This window comes from Vibrio sp. 1159 (assembly GCF_033340395.1).
GTDB classification, from domain to species: Bacteria; Pseudomonadota; Gammaproteobacteria; order Enterobacterales; family Vibrionaceae; genus Vibrio; species Vibrio alginolyticus.
In genome coordinates this window covers 1-15,741 of record NZ_JAWOWL010000005.1, presented here as the reverse complement: position 1 = coordinate 15,741, position 15,741 = coordinate 1, and the positions used below count along the sequence as shown (strand labels likewise).

General features: G+C 43.5%; 13 protein-coding genes. 9 read left to right on the top strand and 4 right to left on the bottom strand.

Annotation, left to right across the window (positions count from 1 at the left end; all coding sequences use genetic code 11):
- Window positions 1-212: 212 nt before the first annotated feature.
- Window positions 213-1,022 carry a helix-turn-helix domain-containing protein gene (locus R7127_RS05970; protein ID WP_005385480.1) on the top strand — a complete coding sequence of 270 codons (810 nt, stop codon included), beginning with the start codon at window positions 213-215 and terminating at the stop codon, window positions 1,020-1,022.
- Here the strand turns inward: R7127_RS05970 and R7127_RS05965 are convergent.
- On the bottom strand, window positions 1,015-1,200 hold the full coding sequence (locus R7127_RS05965) for a hypothetical protein (RefSeq protein WP_031780965.1): 186 nt from the start codon (window positions 1,198-1,200) through the stop codon (window positions 1,015-1,017). The two genes, R7127_RS05970 and R7127_RS05965, sit on opposite strands and share 8 nt — an antisense overlap.
- 270 nt (window positions 1,201-1,470) lie before the next feature.
- On the opposite strand from R7127_RS05965, the gene R7127_RS05960 reads away from it, so the two are divergent.
- From R7127_RS05960 to pheT, 6 genes are all read left to right on the top strand, one after another.
- Complete coding sequence (locus R7127_RS05960; protein ID WP_005377913.1) at window positions 1,471-2,259, top strand: TetR/AcrR family transcriptional regulator; 789 nt, start codon at window positions 1,471-1,473, stop codon at window positions 2,257-2,259.
- Between the two features lie 250 nt (window positions 2,260-2,509).
- Entirely contained in the window at window positions 2,510-4,888 is a 2,379-nt protein-coding gene (locus tag R7127_RS05955) for an efflux RND transporter permease subunit (protein ID WP_064376413.1), read from the top strand.
- Window positions 4,889-4,906: 18 nt separating this feature from the next.
- Complete coding sequence (locus R7127_RS05950; RefSeq protein ID WP_025766823.1) at window positions 4,907-5,698, top strand: outer membrane lipoprotein-sorting protein; 792 nt, start codon at window positions 4,907-4,909, stop codon at window positions 5,696-5,698.
- 10 nt (window positions 5,699-5,708) lie between these two features.
- Complete coding sequence (locus R7127_RS05945; protein ID WP_050550045.1) at window positions 5,709-6,884, top strand: hypothetical protein; 1,176 nt, start codon at window positions 5,709-5,711, stop codon at window positions 6,882-6,884.
- Window positions 6,885-7,075: 191 nt separating this feature from the next.
- Window positions 7,076-8,059 carry a phenylalanine--tRNA ligase subunit alpha gene (gene pheS, locus R7127_RS05940; RefSeq protein ID WP_005385470.1) on the top strand — a complete coding sequence of 328 codons (984 nt, stop codon included), beginning with the start codon at window positions 7,076-7,078 and terminating at the stop codon, window positions 8,057-8,059.
- A gap of 18 nt (window positions 8,060-8,077) precedes the next feature.
- Window positions 8,078-10,483: a phenylalanine--tRNA ligase subunit beta gene (gene pheT / locus R7127_RS05935; protein WP_206971227.1), complete on the top strand. Its 2,406-nt coding sequence runs from the start codon at window positions 8,078-8,080 to the stop codon at window positions 10,481-10,483.
- A 214-nt stretch (window positions 10,484-10,697) separates the two neighbouring features.
- Here pheT and R7127_RS05930 read toward each other — a convergent pair whose 3' ends face one another.
- Window positions 10,698-11,579: an AEC family transporter gene (locus R7127_RS05930; protein ID WP_033905148.1), complete on the bottom strand. Its 882-nt coding sequence runs from the start codon at window positions 11,577-11,579 to the stop codon at window positions 10,698-10,700.
- Window positions 11,580-12,113: 534 nt separating this feature from the next.
- On the opposite strand from R7127_RS05930, the gene ihfA reads away from it, so the two are divergent.
- Window positions 12,114-12,410 carry an integration host factor subunit alpha gene (gene ihfA / locus R7127_RS05925; protein WP_005377899.1) on the top strand — a complete coding sequence of 99 codons (297 nt, stop codon included), beginning with the start codon at window positions 12,114-12,116 and terminating at the stop codon, window positions 12,408-12,410.
- A gap of 121 nt (window positions 12,411-12,531) precedes the next feature.
- Here the strand turns inward: ihfA and R7127_RS05920 are convergent, their stop codons facing one another.
- On the bottom strand, window positions 12,532-13,311 hold the full coding sequence (locus tag R7127_RS05920; RefSeq protein ID WP_005377897.1) for a phosphoribosylglycinamide formyltransferase: 780 nt from the start codon (window positions 13,309-13,311) through the stop codon (window positions 12,532-12,534).
- Between the two features lie 315 nt (window positions 13,312-13,626).
- On the opposite strand from R7127_RS05920, the gene R7127_RS05915 reads away from it, so the two are divergent.
- A complete protein-coding gene (locus R7127_RS05915) occupies window positions 13,627-14,277 on the top strand; it encodes a thiopurine S-methyltransferase (RefSeq protein ID WP_021707633.1) in 651 nt (216 codons plus the stop codon).
- A 72-nt stretch (window positions 14,278-14,349) separates the two neighbouring features.
- On the opposite strand, the gene purT is transcribed toward R7127_RS05915, so the two are convergent.
- Window positions 14,350-15,525 carry a formate-dependent phosphoribosylglycinamide formyltransferase gene (gene purT, locus R7127_RS05910; protein ID WP_033905149.1) on the bottom strand — a complete coding sequence of 392 codons (1,176 nt, stop codon included), beginning with the start codon at window positions 15,523-15,525 and terminating at the stop codon, window positions 14,350-14,352.
- Window positions 15,526-15,741 lie beyond the last annotated feature (216 nt).

The window sequence follows — 15,741 nt, the reverse complement described above, 5'->3', positions numbered from 1 at the left end:
ATTTAGAGTAATTGCTTCACTTTTATTTTGCATATTATTTTATATCTATAATGAAATTGAATTCATATTGAATTTTTCATTTGTTGTGTGAATTCTCTTTTCAGTATATTAATTCATGTTTTTCTTATAAAAATATGAACTTATACCTTGCCAAGCGGTTCTAAATTGTTACAAATACTATACAGCTGTAACATTGCCAAAAGGAATTGTAGATGAGAGATCTGACTCCCGAATACTTGCTAGCCGCATTACGCCAAGCGATTAAAACAAAAGGGCTAACATATCGAGAGCTATCTGAGAAAATGGGTATGCCACTATCTACCTTTAAGAGACATCTTACAAGCACGAATCTCGCTTTAGATAAGTTGCTGGAATATTGTAGAGCGGTTGATTGCACGTTAGATGAACTACAAAAGCTCGCAAATCAATTGCAAGGTGAAGACGAGGATTACTTTAGTCGTACGCAGGATGAGGTATTCTTTCAATTCCCTCACCTTTACGACTTTTATCGTGAATTGAGAATGCTTCGAGGTAAAGACGGTTATTCTATTTTAAAGAAAAAGTATGACTTGTCTGAGCAGAGCATGTCTGATTACTTAAAAGCATTAGAGTTGTTGGATCTCGTTTACGTTGATGAAGATAAAAATATAACGCTGCACGGGCCTTTATATTATAGCTATGCAGAGAACTCCAAGCTCAACGACAAATATACCGAAATCATAAAAGAGCAGACGACTACCCACGATAAGTGTGTTCGCGTTGCTTTGGCGCGTATGAAAATTACTGAAGAACAGCTTTTGTTACTGGAAGATCAAGTTGCAAAGACCGTCATTGATTTTCATTCCAAAAATGTTGTAGCAGAGAACTTTAATGTCTCTGATTTTACTAATATTGTTCTACTTGCTGGGCCACATCAGCCAGTCACATTCTCTGACGGCATTATTGAGACAGAGGGGCGATTTATTGATGATATTCGTTATGCCATCGCAGCTGCAGGTGATAAGCCAAGCCTATCTATATAGATTTTGAGCCTTTTTTGAAGAGAGTTTCTGAAAGGGCGTTGCAAAAGAAAAAGCCTAAGACAGCAAATACTTTGTAAGTAGGGCATTCAGCGGTGTTTGCTCTTAATTCAGACTTAAAGTGTGTTGGGCTTATTTCGAATAATACCTGTTCAGCATCTACTTTCGTTATTTTTAACATGCTGATTTCCTTCGTTGTTCCTCCCAAAGCCTCTCTCGCTTCCTCTACAAAGAAACCATTCTCGTTGAACCAAGCATCCAGTAGCTACTTGGGTATGCATAATTGGTAGCTATTTATCTTCTAATTATAAATTCATACTTGAAGTGTTTGTTTTTTGATCTATTATGACGAAGTGTCATTTATGACGGTTCGTCAACTTTGGTTGCGTTCCTGTATTAAAGAATCGTGTTACAATTATTGGGAGTGTGTTGGTATACGGATCAAAGGATTATGTTTAACTTTCGCTGTAAAAAATATAGCAAGCAAGACGGATGTCGTGTGTCTTCAGGGCTAACAAAAAAGCAACAGGCGATTGCTGATCGTGAGATAGAGCTTATTCAATTGGCTAAGTCTTTAGTTCAAGAGCAAGGCTTTGCCAACTTAACGATGGACAAGCTTACAGCGTCAAGCCCTTATTCTAAAGGGACGATCTACAATCATTTTTGCAGCAAAGAAGATGTGATTCTTGCGCTTTGTATTCATTCGCTGAAAAGCGAAGCAATATTTTTCGAACGTACCGCCAAATTTAATGGTAATACCAGAGAAAAAATCATTGCGATGCATGTAGGTTATCGTATTTACGCTCGTATGGAGCCAGTACTATCAACCTGTGCGATTGTTGCAAAGACGCCTTGGGTTCTAGAGAAGGCTTCGCCTAAACGTGTGAATGAACTGAATAACTTGGAAGAACAAGTAATAGATGGTGCTGATGCGCTGGTGAACAATGCGGTAGAATGTGGTGATCTTAAGTTTTCTCCCGCAATTGGTTCTGATGCTATTGTATTCGCCAACTGGTCTATTGCATTCGGTTCAAACGCTTTGGCGCAAAATGCATCGAACAGTCGATGTATTCAGCGAATTCAAGACCCATTCTCAGTACTGCACAACGCGAATATGTTACTTGATGGTTTAGGTTGGTCGCCTTTATCTACAGAATGGGACTACCGTAAAACCTGGCGTCGAGTGGAGCAGGAGTTATTTAGTGAAGAGCTTGCTTATTTAGAGTCAGTGAATCGCTAATAAACTGGAAAGGCCAATCTGACGTTATGGTTGGCTTTTTTATCGCACTATTGTGACGAATCGTCATTGAATCTCGAAGGTTGGCGTTCAGCCAATGATCACGAGAAGCATAGGAAGTTACTAAAAACTAACTTATGTAGCCAAATTCATTCGATCTAAAGTTTGCATGTCGAGTTTGTCTGGTTATTTACAGCATTTGCTGTTTTTTTTAGTTTTTAAATTTGACGAAACGTCACAAAAGGAGAGTGTGATGCCACATCACAACGTTCAACAATACGCCCGTTCAGGGTGGGGTAAGCTACCAACGAATTACAGTGTATTGGTGATGCTTGCTACCGTTTTATTGATTTTCATAGCAACCATTGGAGGAAAAAATCTTTACTTTAGAGGAGATTACGACATCTTCTTTGATGGAACAAATGAGCAGTTACTTGCGTTTGATGAAATTCAAACCACCTTTGCAAAATCTGACAGTCTTGCTTTGGTTATAGCGCCAAAGAGCGGCACTGTTTTTACTCCTAGCACATTATCTCTTATTCAGCAGATCACTGACGAGGCGTGGCAAGTTCCATACTCCACCCGCGTTGATTCCCTCGCTAACTACCAGCATACCGAAGCGTTTGAAGATGATCTTCTTGTCGAAGATTTACTGTATAGCGAATATGAATTGACACCTCAACGAATAGAGAAAGTCAAAAGTATTGCGTTGAGTGAGCCGGTTTTGAAAAGTTCACTGATTTCTGAAAAAGGAGATGTCACGGTCGTAAACATTACGGTCCAACTCCCTGAAATAGATAAAACTGCTGAAGTACAAGAGGTGGTTGCTTACATAAACGGAATGATTGAGCGTTATCAGCAAGTGTACCCAGACACGGAATTCCACAAGGCTGGTATTATTGCAATGAACTACGCGTTTATGACCGCAGCCCAAGACGATAGCGCAACATTAGTGCCAACTATGTTACTAGTGATATTGGTGTTTCTGACCATCATGTTGCGCTCATTGCTTAGCGTCATCGCGACGCTCATCGTTATTATCGGCTCGGTTATGGTTACAATGGGCTTGTCAGGATGGGCTGGTATGTTCTTAAGCACGGCGACCGTTAATGTGCCTACCTTGGTGATGACGCTTGCCGTCGCAGACTGTGTACACATCATCGCGACAATGCGTCAGTCTATGCAAAACGGCTTTAGTAAAGCCCACTCTATTGAGCGAAGTATTGCGCTCAATTTCATGCCTATCTTGATTACCTCCATTACCACCGCGATCGGCTTTTTAATGATGAATATGTCGGATTCTCCAATCCTGCGAGATTTCGGCAACCTATCAGCCCTTGGCGTCATGGTTGCTTGTTTCCTTTCCATCACGTTACTTCCCGCCTTGCTTAATATCCTTCCGGTTACGGTGAAGTCGGATACTTCTGATGAAAGAAAGCACTTTATGGATCATTTAGGAGATTTCGTGGTGTCAAAGCGACATGCGTTATTGCCGTTGTCGGTGCTTGTTATTGTCGCGAGTGCGAGCTTGATTCCGCTGAACAAAGTCAATGATGAATCCGTCGAGTACTTTGGCCATAGCAATGAATTTCGCCGAGCGGCTGATTTTATGGAAGAGCGAATCAGTGGCATGGCGAACATCAGTATCGCGATAAAAACCAACGAATCGCAGGGCATTGCCGATCCTAATTTTCTCAGTTCCGTGGGTAAATTTACTGACTGGCTAAGGTTGCAGCCAGAAACGGACCATGTTGCGACCTTGAGCGATGTTTATAAGCGCCTAAACAAGAACATGCATGGAGATGATCAGGCTTATTACTCGCTCCCTCAAGACAGAGAATTAGCGGCTCAATATCTGCTGCTTTATGAAATGTCACTACCGTATGGTTTAGATTTGAACAACCAAATCAATGTAGATAAGTCGTCGATCAAGATGGTTCTCACCGTGGAGAACTTGGGCAGCGTCGAGCTTGTTGATTTGGAAAATCGCATTTACCAATGGTTTAACGAAAACGCGCCTCAATATGATGTTGTTGCGTCTAGTCCTTCACTGATGTTTGCGCATATTGGTGAAACGAATATGGCCAGCATGCTGTCAACCTTGCCCATTACTCTTGTCTTAATCTCTGCATTACTGATCTTTGCCTTGCGTTCGTTCAAGCTTGGCTTAATTAGTCTTGTCCCGAATATTGCTCCTGCGCTTATTGGTTTTGGTATTTGGGCGCTGGTTTCTGGCGAGATTAACTTGGGATTGTCTGTCGTTGTGACATTAACGCTTGGTGTTGTTGTCGATGACGCCGTTCACTTTCTTTCTAAATATCAACACGCTCGTAAAGATGGCCACAGTGCGGAGCAAGCGGTTCGCTACGCCTTTCGTACCGTGGGGCGCGCACTCTGGATTACGACGGTCGTGCTTGTTGCTGGTTTCTCTGTTCTGGCGATGTCGAGCTTCCGTTTAAATGCCGATATGGGACAGCTGAGTGCCATTGTCATCTTTATTGCCCTTGTTGTGGATTTCATCTTCCTACCGACTCTACTGATGTTGTTTGACAAAGGCGTTTACGACGAGGTGGAGCGCCGAAATAAGCTTAAATCAACTGACTCTCAAACCAAGACTGTTACTCAGTCATAACGAATTAAAGGATCGAACATGAATTTAGTAAAAAATGCCTTAAAAGTATCAGTACTTTCTGTCTCGCTTATTATGAGTCATGCGGTGTTGGCGGATGAAGCCAAAGGACTAGAAATTGCCCAAGAGCGCAAAGCCCGTGATGAAGGATGGGGGGATTCTGTTGCTACGATGCAAATGATTCTGCGAAACGCGCAAGGAGAAAGCAGCACACGTTTAATGCGCTTACAATCACTCGAAGTTGATGGCGATGGTGACAAAGGGCTCACGATATTTGATGAACCGAGAGATGTAAAAGGCACGGCGTTTCTTAACCATTCTCATACGGTGGGTGCCGATGACCAATGGCTTTACCTTCCTGCACTGAAACGTGTGAAACGTATTTCCTCGCGTAACAAATCAGGTCCTTTTATGGGCAGTGAATTCGCGTATGAGGATCTCAGTTCCTTTGAGATTGAAAAATACCGTTTCAACTACCTAAAAGATGACAGCATAAACGGGCAAGATGTTTTCGTCGTAGAGCAAATTCCGACCGATAAGAACTCAGGTTATACCAAGCAAACGGTATGGTTAGATAAAGCGCATTATCGTCCACTTAAAGTTGAGTTTTACGACCGCAAAGGCTCTTTGTTAAAAACGCTTTCTTTTTCCGATTACAAGCAATATCTCAACCAATATTGGCGAGCGCACACTATGGCGATGACAAACCATCAAACAGGAAAAAGTACTGAGCTAACGACTAGCGAAATGCGTTTTAACACTGGATTACAAGACAATGACTTTCATAAGAATGTGTTGAAGCGAGTGAGATAGTGGAGGAAAAATGAAGCGATTAAATGCTGGGTTGTTGCTTAGTGCAGCAGCCTTTTTTTACTCGATGCCTCTGACTGCCGTCGAGCTTGCAGGACAAGTCAATATTGAGCATCGTCAGTTTTTTAAAACGGGCTCTCAGGGTCAGAGCAAAGCGCAAACGTCATTGGTTTTGCAGCCAGAATTTTACTGGGAGATGCAAAATGGTGATGCAAACTTTACTTTCACACCTTTCTATCGTCTGGATGGTCTAGACGATGAGCGAAGTCATGGTGACATACGAGAGGCACTTTATCTGACTTATTGGGATGATTATGAGCTTCGAGTTGGGATTAGTAAGGTCTTTTGGGGAGTGACTGAATCAGCCCATTTAGTTGATGTAGTAAACCAAACAGATACCATTGAAGCCGTCGATGGTGAAGATAAACTCGGTCAGCCGATGTTACATTTTACCTCTTTCAAAGACTGGGGCACCGTCCACGCAATGTTGTTACCTTACTTTAGGGAACGAACGTTTGCGGGTACAGATGGCCGCTTGCGAACCGACCCCGTTGTCTATGATGATGCTATCTATGAATCAAGCAGAGAAGAGAAGCACGTAGATGTGGCTTTTCGATATTCGAAAATGCTTGGCGATTGGGACGTAGGCCTGAGCTATTTATATGGAACAAACCGGGATCCTTACTTTCGTTTTGAGTACGGAGAATTAAAGCCTTACTACGCTCTGATGAGTCATGTCGGTCTGGATGTGCAAGGAATCGTTGGCGATTGGTTATGGAAACTAGAAAGTGTTTATCGAGATAGCGCTGATAATCATGTCGGTCTTGTGACGGGTTTTGAGTATACCTTCGTCGGTGCATTTGACACGGTTTGGGATGTGGGAGTTATTGGTGAGTACCTCTATGACAGTCGTGGGAACAACGCACAAACTATCGGTCAAAATGATGTGTTTGCAGGTATTCGTTGGGCGCTCAATGATGAGGACGGAACGGAAGTATTGACGGGAATTACGAAGGATTTAGATAACGATGATGTTTACAATGCTAAGTTAGAAGCATCGAGCCGAATATCGAATCACGTTAAGTGGCAAATTGATGCTTGGTTGTTTAAAAATGAAACACCAAATGATTTGCTCTACTTCGCTAGAGATGACGATTTTATCGAGCTATCTATTCAATACTATTTCTAAAACAAAAGGGCACAACTAAACGGCAGATTAACTAAAGATGACATTTTTGACGTTTTTGTGCTCTTTTTATTCAATAACCTCTTCTTTTCGTAATTCAATTTGGCATTGGTGCCCGGTTTGGCTACTATGTACAGCTATCAAAAAACCAATCACTCCCTTATGGACACTACCTACAGGTAGATGAGGAAACGATGCAACATCTAGAAGAGATCATTGCTAGCGCGAGCACTGCAATTGAAGCTGCCGAATCGCTAGTCGCACTTGATGAAGTGCGTGTTCAGTATCTGGGTAAAAAAGGTGAGCTAACTGCTCAACTTCAAAGCCTAGGCAAACTACCACCAGAAGAACGCCGTGAAGCTGGTCAAGAGATCAATAAAGCGAAAGGCGTAGTTCAGCAAGCTATCGCAGCTCGTAAAGATGCACTACAACGTGCTGAGCTTGAAGCGAAACTAGCAGCAGAAACAATCGACGTAACACTACCAGGTCGTCGTATTGAAAACGGTGGTTTACACCCAGTAACTCGTACTGTAGAGCGTATTGAGAAGTTCTTTGGCGAACTTGGTTTTAACACCGAGGCAGGCCCAGAGATCGAAGATGCATTCCACAACTTCGATGCGCTAAACATCGCAGCTGATCACCCAGCGCGTACTGACCACGATACTTTCTTCTTCAACCCAGACTTGATGCTTCGTACTCATACGTCAGGCGTACAGATCCGTACGATGGAAAATGGTAAACCACCATTCCGTTTCATCGCACCAGGCCGTGTATACCGTAACGACTACGACCAAACGCACACGCCAATGTTCCACCAAGTGGAAGGCATGCTGGTTGATGAGAACGTAAACTTTGCTCAGCTGAAAGGCATCCTGCACGATTTCCTATGTAACTTCTTCGAAGAAGAAGTAGAAGTACGTTTCCGTCCATCTTACTTCCCATTCACTGAGCCTTCAGCTGAAGTAGACGTGAAAGGCAAAAACGGTAAATGGTTAGAAGTACTAGGCTGCGGTATGGTTCACCCGAACGTGCTACGTAGCGTAGGTATCGATCCTGAAAAATACTCTGGTTTCGCATTCGGTATGGGTGTTGAGCGTCTAACAATGCTTCGTTACGGCGTGAACGATCTACGTGCGTTCTTCGAGAACGATCTTCGTTTCCTAAAACAGTTCAAGTAATCCAGAGGGTTCATCAACATGAAATTCAGCGAATCATGGCTTCGTGAGTGGGTAAACCCTGCGGTTACTACTGACGAGCTAACTCACCAAATTACAATGGCCGGCCTAGAGGTAGACGACGTTCTTCCTGTAGCTGGTTCTTTTACTGGCGTTAAAGTCGGTCACGTTGTTGAATGTGGCCAACACCCAGATGCAGACAAACTGCGCGTAACTAAAGTTGACGTGGGTGAAGAAGAGCTTCTAGATATTGTTTGTGGCGCACCTAACTGTCGCCAAGGTCTGAAAGTAGCAGTCGCAACAGTTGGTGCTGTTCTTCCAGGTGATTTCAAAATCAAAAAAGCGAAACTACGTGGCCAGCCATCTCACGGCATGCTTTGTTCGTTCACTGAACTAGGTATCGACGTTGAGTCAGACGGCATCATGGAACTAGCAGAAGACGCAGTAATCGGTACTGATTTCCGTGAATTCCTAGGTCTAGACGACGTAACGGTAGACGTAGACCTAACAGCAAACCGCGCTGACTGTTTCAGCATTCGTGGTCTAGCTCGTGAAGTTGGCGTACTAAACCGTGCTGACGTGACAGAGCCATTAGTAGAAGCAGTTGCCCCTTCAATCGACGATAAAGTGTCTATCGAAGTGAAAGCGCCAGCTGCGTGTCCACGTTACCTAGGTCGTGTAGTTAAGAACGTAAACGTTCAAGCTGAAACGCCACTATGGATGCAAGAGAAACTGCGTCGTTGTGGTATTCGCTCGATCGACCCTGTAGTAGACATCACTAACTACGTTCTTCTAGAGCAAGGCCAACCAATGCACGCATTCGATCTAGCGAAGATCGAGGGTGGCATCGTAGTTCGTATGGCTGAGCAAGGTGAGAAGCTAACGCTTCTTGACGGCAACGAAGCAGAACTAAACGCAGATACACTAGTAGTTGCTGACCACAACAAAGCACTTGCAATCGCAGGTATCTTTGGTGGTGAAGAGTCTGGTGTAACAACTGAGACTAAAGACGTTCTACTAGAGTGTGCATTCTTTGCACCTGACCACATCCGTGGCCGCGCACGTAGCTACGGTCTTCACACTGATTCTTCAATGCGTTTCGAGCGTGGTGTGGATTACGCACTACAAGTGAGCGCAATGGAGCGTGCAACACAGCTTCTTGTTGAAATTTGTGGTGGTGAAGTAGCACCTGTTGTAGCTGTAGAATCTGAAGCAGACCTACCTAAGCCAAACAAAGTTGCACTACGTCGCACGAAACTAGACAACCTACTAGGTCACCACATCGTTGATGCTGATGTAGTAGAAATCCTAGAGCGCCTAGGTTTGACTGTTGAAGCTTCAGAAGAAGGTTGGGTGGCAGTAGCGCCAACATGGCGTTTCGATATCGCTATCGAGCAAGATCTGATTGAAGAAGTTGGCCGTATCTACGGTTACGACAACATTCCTAACCAAAACCCAGCAGCAGCACTTAAGATGCACAACCACGTTGAAGCGGATCTTCCACTGAAACGCGTTCGTGATCTTCTTGTTGACCGTGGTTACCACGAAGCAATCACATACAGCTTCGTTGAGCCTGAGCAGCAAAAGCTAGTTGTACCTGGTGTTGAGCCTCTAGTACTTCCAAACCCAATTTCTGCAGACATGTCAGCAATGCGTCTTGGTCTTATCCAAGGTCTGCTGAACACGGTTGTTCACAACCAGAAGCGTCAACAGCCACGCGTTCGTCTATTCGAATACGGCCTACGTTTCATCCCATGTGAATCTGCAGAAAACGGCATGCGCCAAGAGCCTATGCTAGCGGGTGTTATCGCTGGTACTCGCGGTGAAGAACATTGGGATATCGAAACTAACACGGTTGATTTCTTCGACCTTAAAGGCGATCTAGAAGCGATTCTAGAGCTATCTGCGAACGAAAAAGCGTACTCTTTCGCTGCACTGTCACCTGAAAGCAAAAAAGCTAACCCAGCACTTCACCCAGGTCAATCTGCGGCAATCATCGTAGATGGCAAAGAAGTGGGCGTGATCGGTACCGTTCACCCTGAGCTTGAGCGTAAGTTCGGTCTAAATGGTCGTACTATCGTATTCGAAATCGAATGGTCTGCAATTAACAGCAAAGTGATCCCAGAAGCGGTAGCACTTTCTAAATTCCCTTCAAACCGTCGTGATATCGCGGTAGTAGTGGATGAAGCTGTTGCATCTGGTGACATTGTTAACGCTTGTCTAGAGCAAGGTGGCGAGTTCCTTAAAGATGCAAAACTGTTCGACGTTTACGTAGGTAAAGGCGTTGAAGAAGGTAAGAAGAGCCTAGCAATCGCTCTGACTCTACAGTCACTTGAGCGTACGCTTGAAGATGCAGATATCGCTGGTGCGGTTGACGCTATCGTTGCTCACGTTTCTGAGAAGTTTGGTGCGTCTCTACGTGACTAATCTCGCGTAACGTATCTTCTTAAGAAATGAAAACCCTGCCAGTTTGGCAGGGTTTTTTTATTTTTAGGATTACCTTATCGTTGTTCAAGTTCCTTACTGCTCGCACCATCCCTCATTACTTTAAAATACTAGACCAAACTAGGGATGGCCCTTACCCGAGATTAGGAACGTATTGTTTTTCAGCTAATACACGCTAACGATAGCTTGTTGGCGGTTAGGCAGCGAGTGAGAGGGTATAGCTAAGCAGAAGAGGCAGCGTAAGAATGCTGAAAAAGTTGCCAAATAGTACCATTGACGCCACTTTCATGGGTTCTATATTCAGCCTTTCCGCAAATAGGTAATTCATGACGGCTGGCGGCAGCATTGTGAAGAGCACCATCATTTGCAATTGCATCGTTGGAAGGGGAATTAACCAATAAATAAGTGCAAAAGCGACAGCACCAGTTGCCAGTGACTGCACGGTACACAACACACCAATCTTTAAACCGTCCAACCTTAAATGACACATTTGTGCCCCCAGAGATAAAAGCATCACGGGTACGGCCGCTTGCCCAAGTAGAGCCGTGGCTTCGCATAAAGGCGCCCATGCACCCACATTTGACACGTTGAGAAACAGAGCCAACGACGCTGCTAAAAAGATTGGCATCTTGACTATTTGCTTAAAAGGGTTGCCATGACTAAGCAGCATTACGCCTAAGCTGATATGCAAGCATGCTGACACGACAAATAAAAGCACTGCTGACGACAGCGCAATTTCTCCAAACGTATAGGTAAACAAAGGAATAGCTAGATTTCCGCTATTCCGAAACATATGTGGTGGCGCCCAGGTTTTAAACGAGAGTGACGTCCATCGACATACCGGGATCATGAGTAGTGCGGGAATTAAAACCGCAACAATTGCCGCCAAAAGAAGCGGCCCCTGATTTGAATCGAGCGGCATGCTAACGAGTGACGAAAATACCAGTGCTGGCGTAAACACCTCAATATTAATGCGGTTTATTGGGCGAAAGTCAGGCTTGATGTAACGACCGACCAAATAGCCAACTCCGACAAGAGCAAAAACAGGGAAAAGAATATTTATGATTTGATTAATCATGGTCGCCTAGAAGCAGTGTAAGAAGCTAATGAGGAAATACACGAACTTCCACATTATCAATCTTTATATATGGCGTCATCGTTAAACAGCGAGAAGCGTGGGTTTAATCAAGCTTTCAAAGCACAGTTGCAAAGTACAGGTGGTCATACCTTTTAATCTAATTGTTACGTATCGAGTTACATACAAATCACTGAATTTACGACAAGTTCTATGTCAAGTGTCTGTTAAATAACCAATATCTGATATTTTTATTAAATAGTGTTTAATGTTGATATTTAAACTACTTTTAGTTTTATAATCTGGATGTTTTTCCTGATAAAGATGAAACAAAAACAAAAATATCAAATTTCTGGCGTTTAACAATAATTTACGTAGTGCTATTCCTTTTGTTTGCCAAGAAAAAAGTTGGCGAAAATCATAAGCTTGTCATACACTTCCTGATGTAACCCCGATATGTTGTTGAATTGGTAGGGTAAAACTGCTCTGGCGCTACACTAACGTAGCATTGTTTAACATAGCTTTGAGGAAAGTTTTATGGCGCTCACAAAAGCCGAACTGGCAGAAAACCTGTTTGATAAATTAGGATTTAGTAAGCGGGACGCCAAGGAAACGGTGGAAGTGTTCTTTGAAGAGATTCGTAAGGCACTGGAAAGTGGCGAACAGGTAAAACTGTCAGGTTTTGGTAACTTTGATCTTCGTGACAAGAATGAACGACCTGGTCGTAACCCGAAAACTGGTGAAGATATTCCAATTACTGCTCGACGTGTAGTGACTTTTCGCCCGGGTCAGAAGTTAAAAGCTCGTGTAGAAAACCTGAAGAAAGTACAGTAAGCCGAATAAATGGATCACGCTAAGGCGTGGTCTTTTTTTGCGTAAAATTCGTGTGCATACAAATGAAAACCACCGCAATGCGGTGGTTTTTCTGTTTATGAGAGACGCTTAATGATATCGGTTACGCCGCTTCTAGATGCGTTGTTAAGTATGGTTGCCATGCTTGTTGGTACAAGTTCTTAGACTGTGTACGCATGTTGCGAATAGAGGCAAGCTCTATTTCGCTTAGCTCACGTTTTTCCAACATCGCTTGACGTTCTAGTTTCTGGATTTTTTCGTATAGGTCGTGTTCGGGACCGCTTTTTACATCTGCGATTGCTTTCAAGTGCAGTTGAACTTCGGCTACTAGGTTTGTTTTTGGTAAACGAACGAGCAAGTTCAAGTCTCTATATCCTGAAGGGCCAGGTTTTTTGAATCGATTTTTTACTTTCACAATCGTTGTTTCACGCTCTAACGTTTCATAAATGGAGACTAAGCTCGCGACGTCTTCAGCTACAATCGTTGCACGTGCTAGGTCAGTAATACGTTCAACTTTCCCATCTAACTCTAAAGCTATCTTTTCTTCTGCTCGTTGTTTGGATTTCACGCCTGCGAAGTATGGCTGAGCGTCATTAAGAAGTGCGGTACTCTTACAGATAGTTTCAAGTTCAAATTGTGCTTGGTGAGCTTTGCTGTAAAGGATGTCGAAGTCAGAATATGGCTGAGTTGGTGTGGTGTCGATTGACTGAATGCCATATAAACCGCTAAGGCTGTGTTTAAAAAGTTTCGAACAAACTTCGTTTTGGCTGGTTGAACGATTTTGTTCGCCATTAGGCGCAGGGGTAATTGGAAGTGCGGCAAATGCCGGTGCACGGCTAAGTACCAAAAGCATCAATGCTGTAGTACGAAGAAATAAGCTCATTCACTCTCCTTAACTTGCTTGTACTTAGAAAATAGGGAACATAAAGGTCGCTAAGTTCGGCAAATCAGGTACTAACTTATAAATGGGGCCATTACGAAAGATTCCAAGGTTTCAGTTTTATCTTGAAGTAGAATCGTGCGTTAGATCACCATTTATCTTTTCTTTATTCTGATTATCAGATAAAGGCGCGTCTCCTATGAGACCGATTACATCCTATCACCGCAGTATTAACCAAAGATGAACGGCATAGACAAATTGAAAAAAAACGTTAGTCTTACCTCTCAAAATGAAAACAGCCGACAAGTAGAAAGTAAAATGAGAGACCAAGAATTTTGGCATAACAAATGGGCCAGCAATCAGATCGGATTTCACTTGGAAGATGTAAACCCGCTATTACCAGTATATTGGAAACACACTAATCCAAAGCGTGAAGATAAAGTGTTAGTTCCTTTATGTGGAAAGTCAGAAGACTTGATTTGGCTAGCGATGAAGCATGATTCGGTTGAAGGTGTTGAGCTAAGCCATATTGCTGTGCGTGCCTTTTTTGCTGAACATTTTTACACGCCAACGGTAACGCCTCTTAATGGCATGCACGAGCTTTATCAATTTGATGAGCTCTCTATTTATACTGGGGACTTTTTCACTGCACCAGTATCTCAAGCCGATATCATTTATGATCGCGCCGCGTTGGTTGCTTTACCGCAAGATATGCGAGAGGAGTATGTAGAGCGTCTCAAGCAACTTTTGAACCCAGGCGGTCGTATTTTGCTTGTTACACTCAACTATCCTCAAGAAGAGATGGCGGGGCCTCCATTTAGCGTGCCGGTCGAAGAGATTGAGCAGTTATTTTCAGGTTACAAAGTTACTTGTTTGAACGTAGATGAAGCTGACGAGAATCATCCTAAAATTGCGAAAAAAGGCTTAAGTCGCTTCTCTGAAGAAGTGTACTTAATCGAGAGTGAATAGGCTCTCTTCGGTTTGGAACACGAAATAGCGCAGCAATTTGAGCTGCGCTATTTTTGTATGAGTGGTTCGTATTTAATAAATGATATTCACTTTTGAAGCACTTTCAACAGCATCTTGAACGGCTTCTTCGGTGGTTTTTCGTCGCGTAAGGACAACACCTAAACGGCGGCGACCATCGATTTCTGGCTTACCGAATAGACGAACTTGTGTTTGAGGTTGAGCTAAAGCTTTGCTTAGGTTTTCAAAGCGAATGTTTGTGGAAGTCCCTTGTCCAAGAATAACAGCAGACGCAGATGGGCCATATTGTACAATATTATTAATTGGCATTCCGGTAAACGCGCGCACGTGGAGAGCAAACTCAGACATTTCCTGCGAAATCATTGTAACCATACCCGTATCGTGAGGGCGAGGAGAGACCTCATTGAAAATGACTTTATCGCCTTTGACAAACAGCTCTACACCAAAGATGCCGTAGCCACCGAGCGCGTTTACCACTTTCTCAGCCGTGTATTCAGCTGCTTTTACTGCGTTTTCTGACATAGTTTGCGGTTGCCATGATTCGCGGTAGTCGCCATCTTCCTGACGATGACCAATTGGAGCACAGAAATGCACACCGTCAACGGCTCTGATGGTCAATAAAGTGATTTCGTAATCGAAGTCGATAAAACCTTCCACGATAACGCGACCTGCACCCGTACGCCCGCCTTCCTGAGCGTAATCCCATGCTTGTGTAACGTCGTCTTCGGTCTTGATAACACTTTGCCCTTTACCTGAAGAGCTCATCACAGGCTTCACCACGCACGGAATACCCACATGCTCAACCGCGGCTTTGAAGTCTTCAAAGTTATCTGCAAAACGATAAGGTGAAGTCGTCAATTCCAGTTCTTCTGCTGCCAAACGTCGGATACCTTCACGATTCATTGTTAGCCTGGTTGCCTTAGCGGTTGGAACAACATTCAGTCCTTTTTCTTCAAGCTCTACCAGTTTGCCGGTTGCGATGGCTTCAATTTCTGGTACGACGTAAGTAGGTTGTTCCTTCGTAATAACTTCTTCTAAGGCGTTCCCATCTAACATGTCGATAACATAACTACGGTGAGCGACTTGCATCGCTGGAGCATTGGCATAGCGATCACAAGCAATCACTTCTAAACCAAGTCTCTGGCATTCAATGGCGACTTCTTTACCGAGTTCGCCAGAGCCTAAAAGTAATACACGGGTAGCATTTGCGCTAGTTGCAGTGCCAAACATAGTGTTCCCTTACAAAATAGAGTGATGAGACAGAAATTGCAGGAGATCATACTGAAGTTTTATGACAAAGCAAACGTTTGCTTTTGGTTTTTAGGTAATAAAAAAGCTCTACATGTTGTAGAGCTTTTTGTTGAATTTGTGTGCCGTCCTAAATAAGGTTGACACTTTCTACCCCCAAAATTGGAGAGTGTTATGAAATCAACAACTAAAAGAACT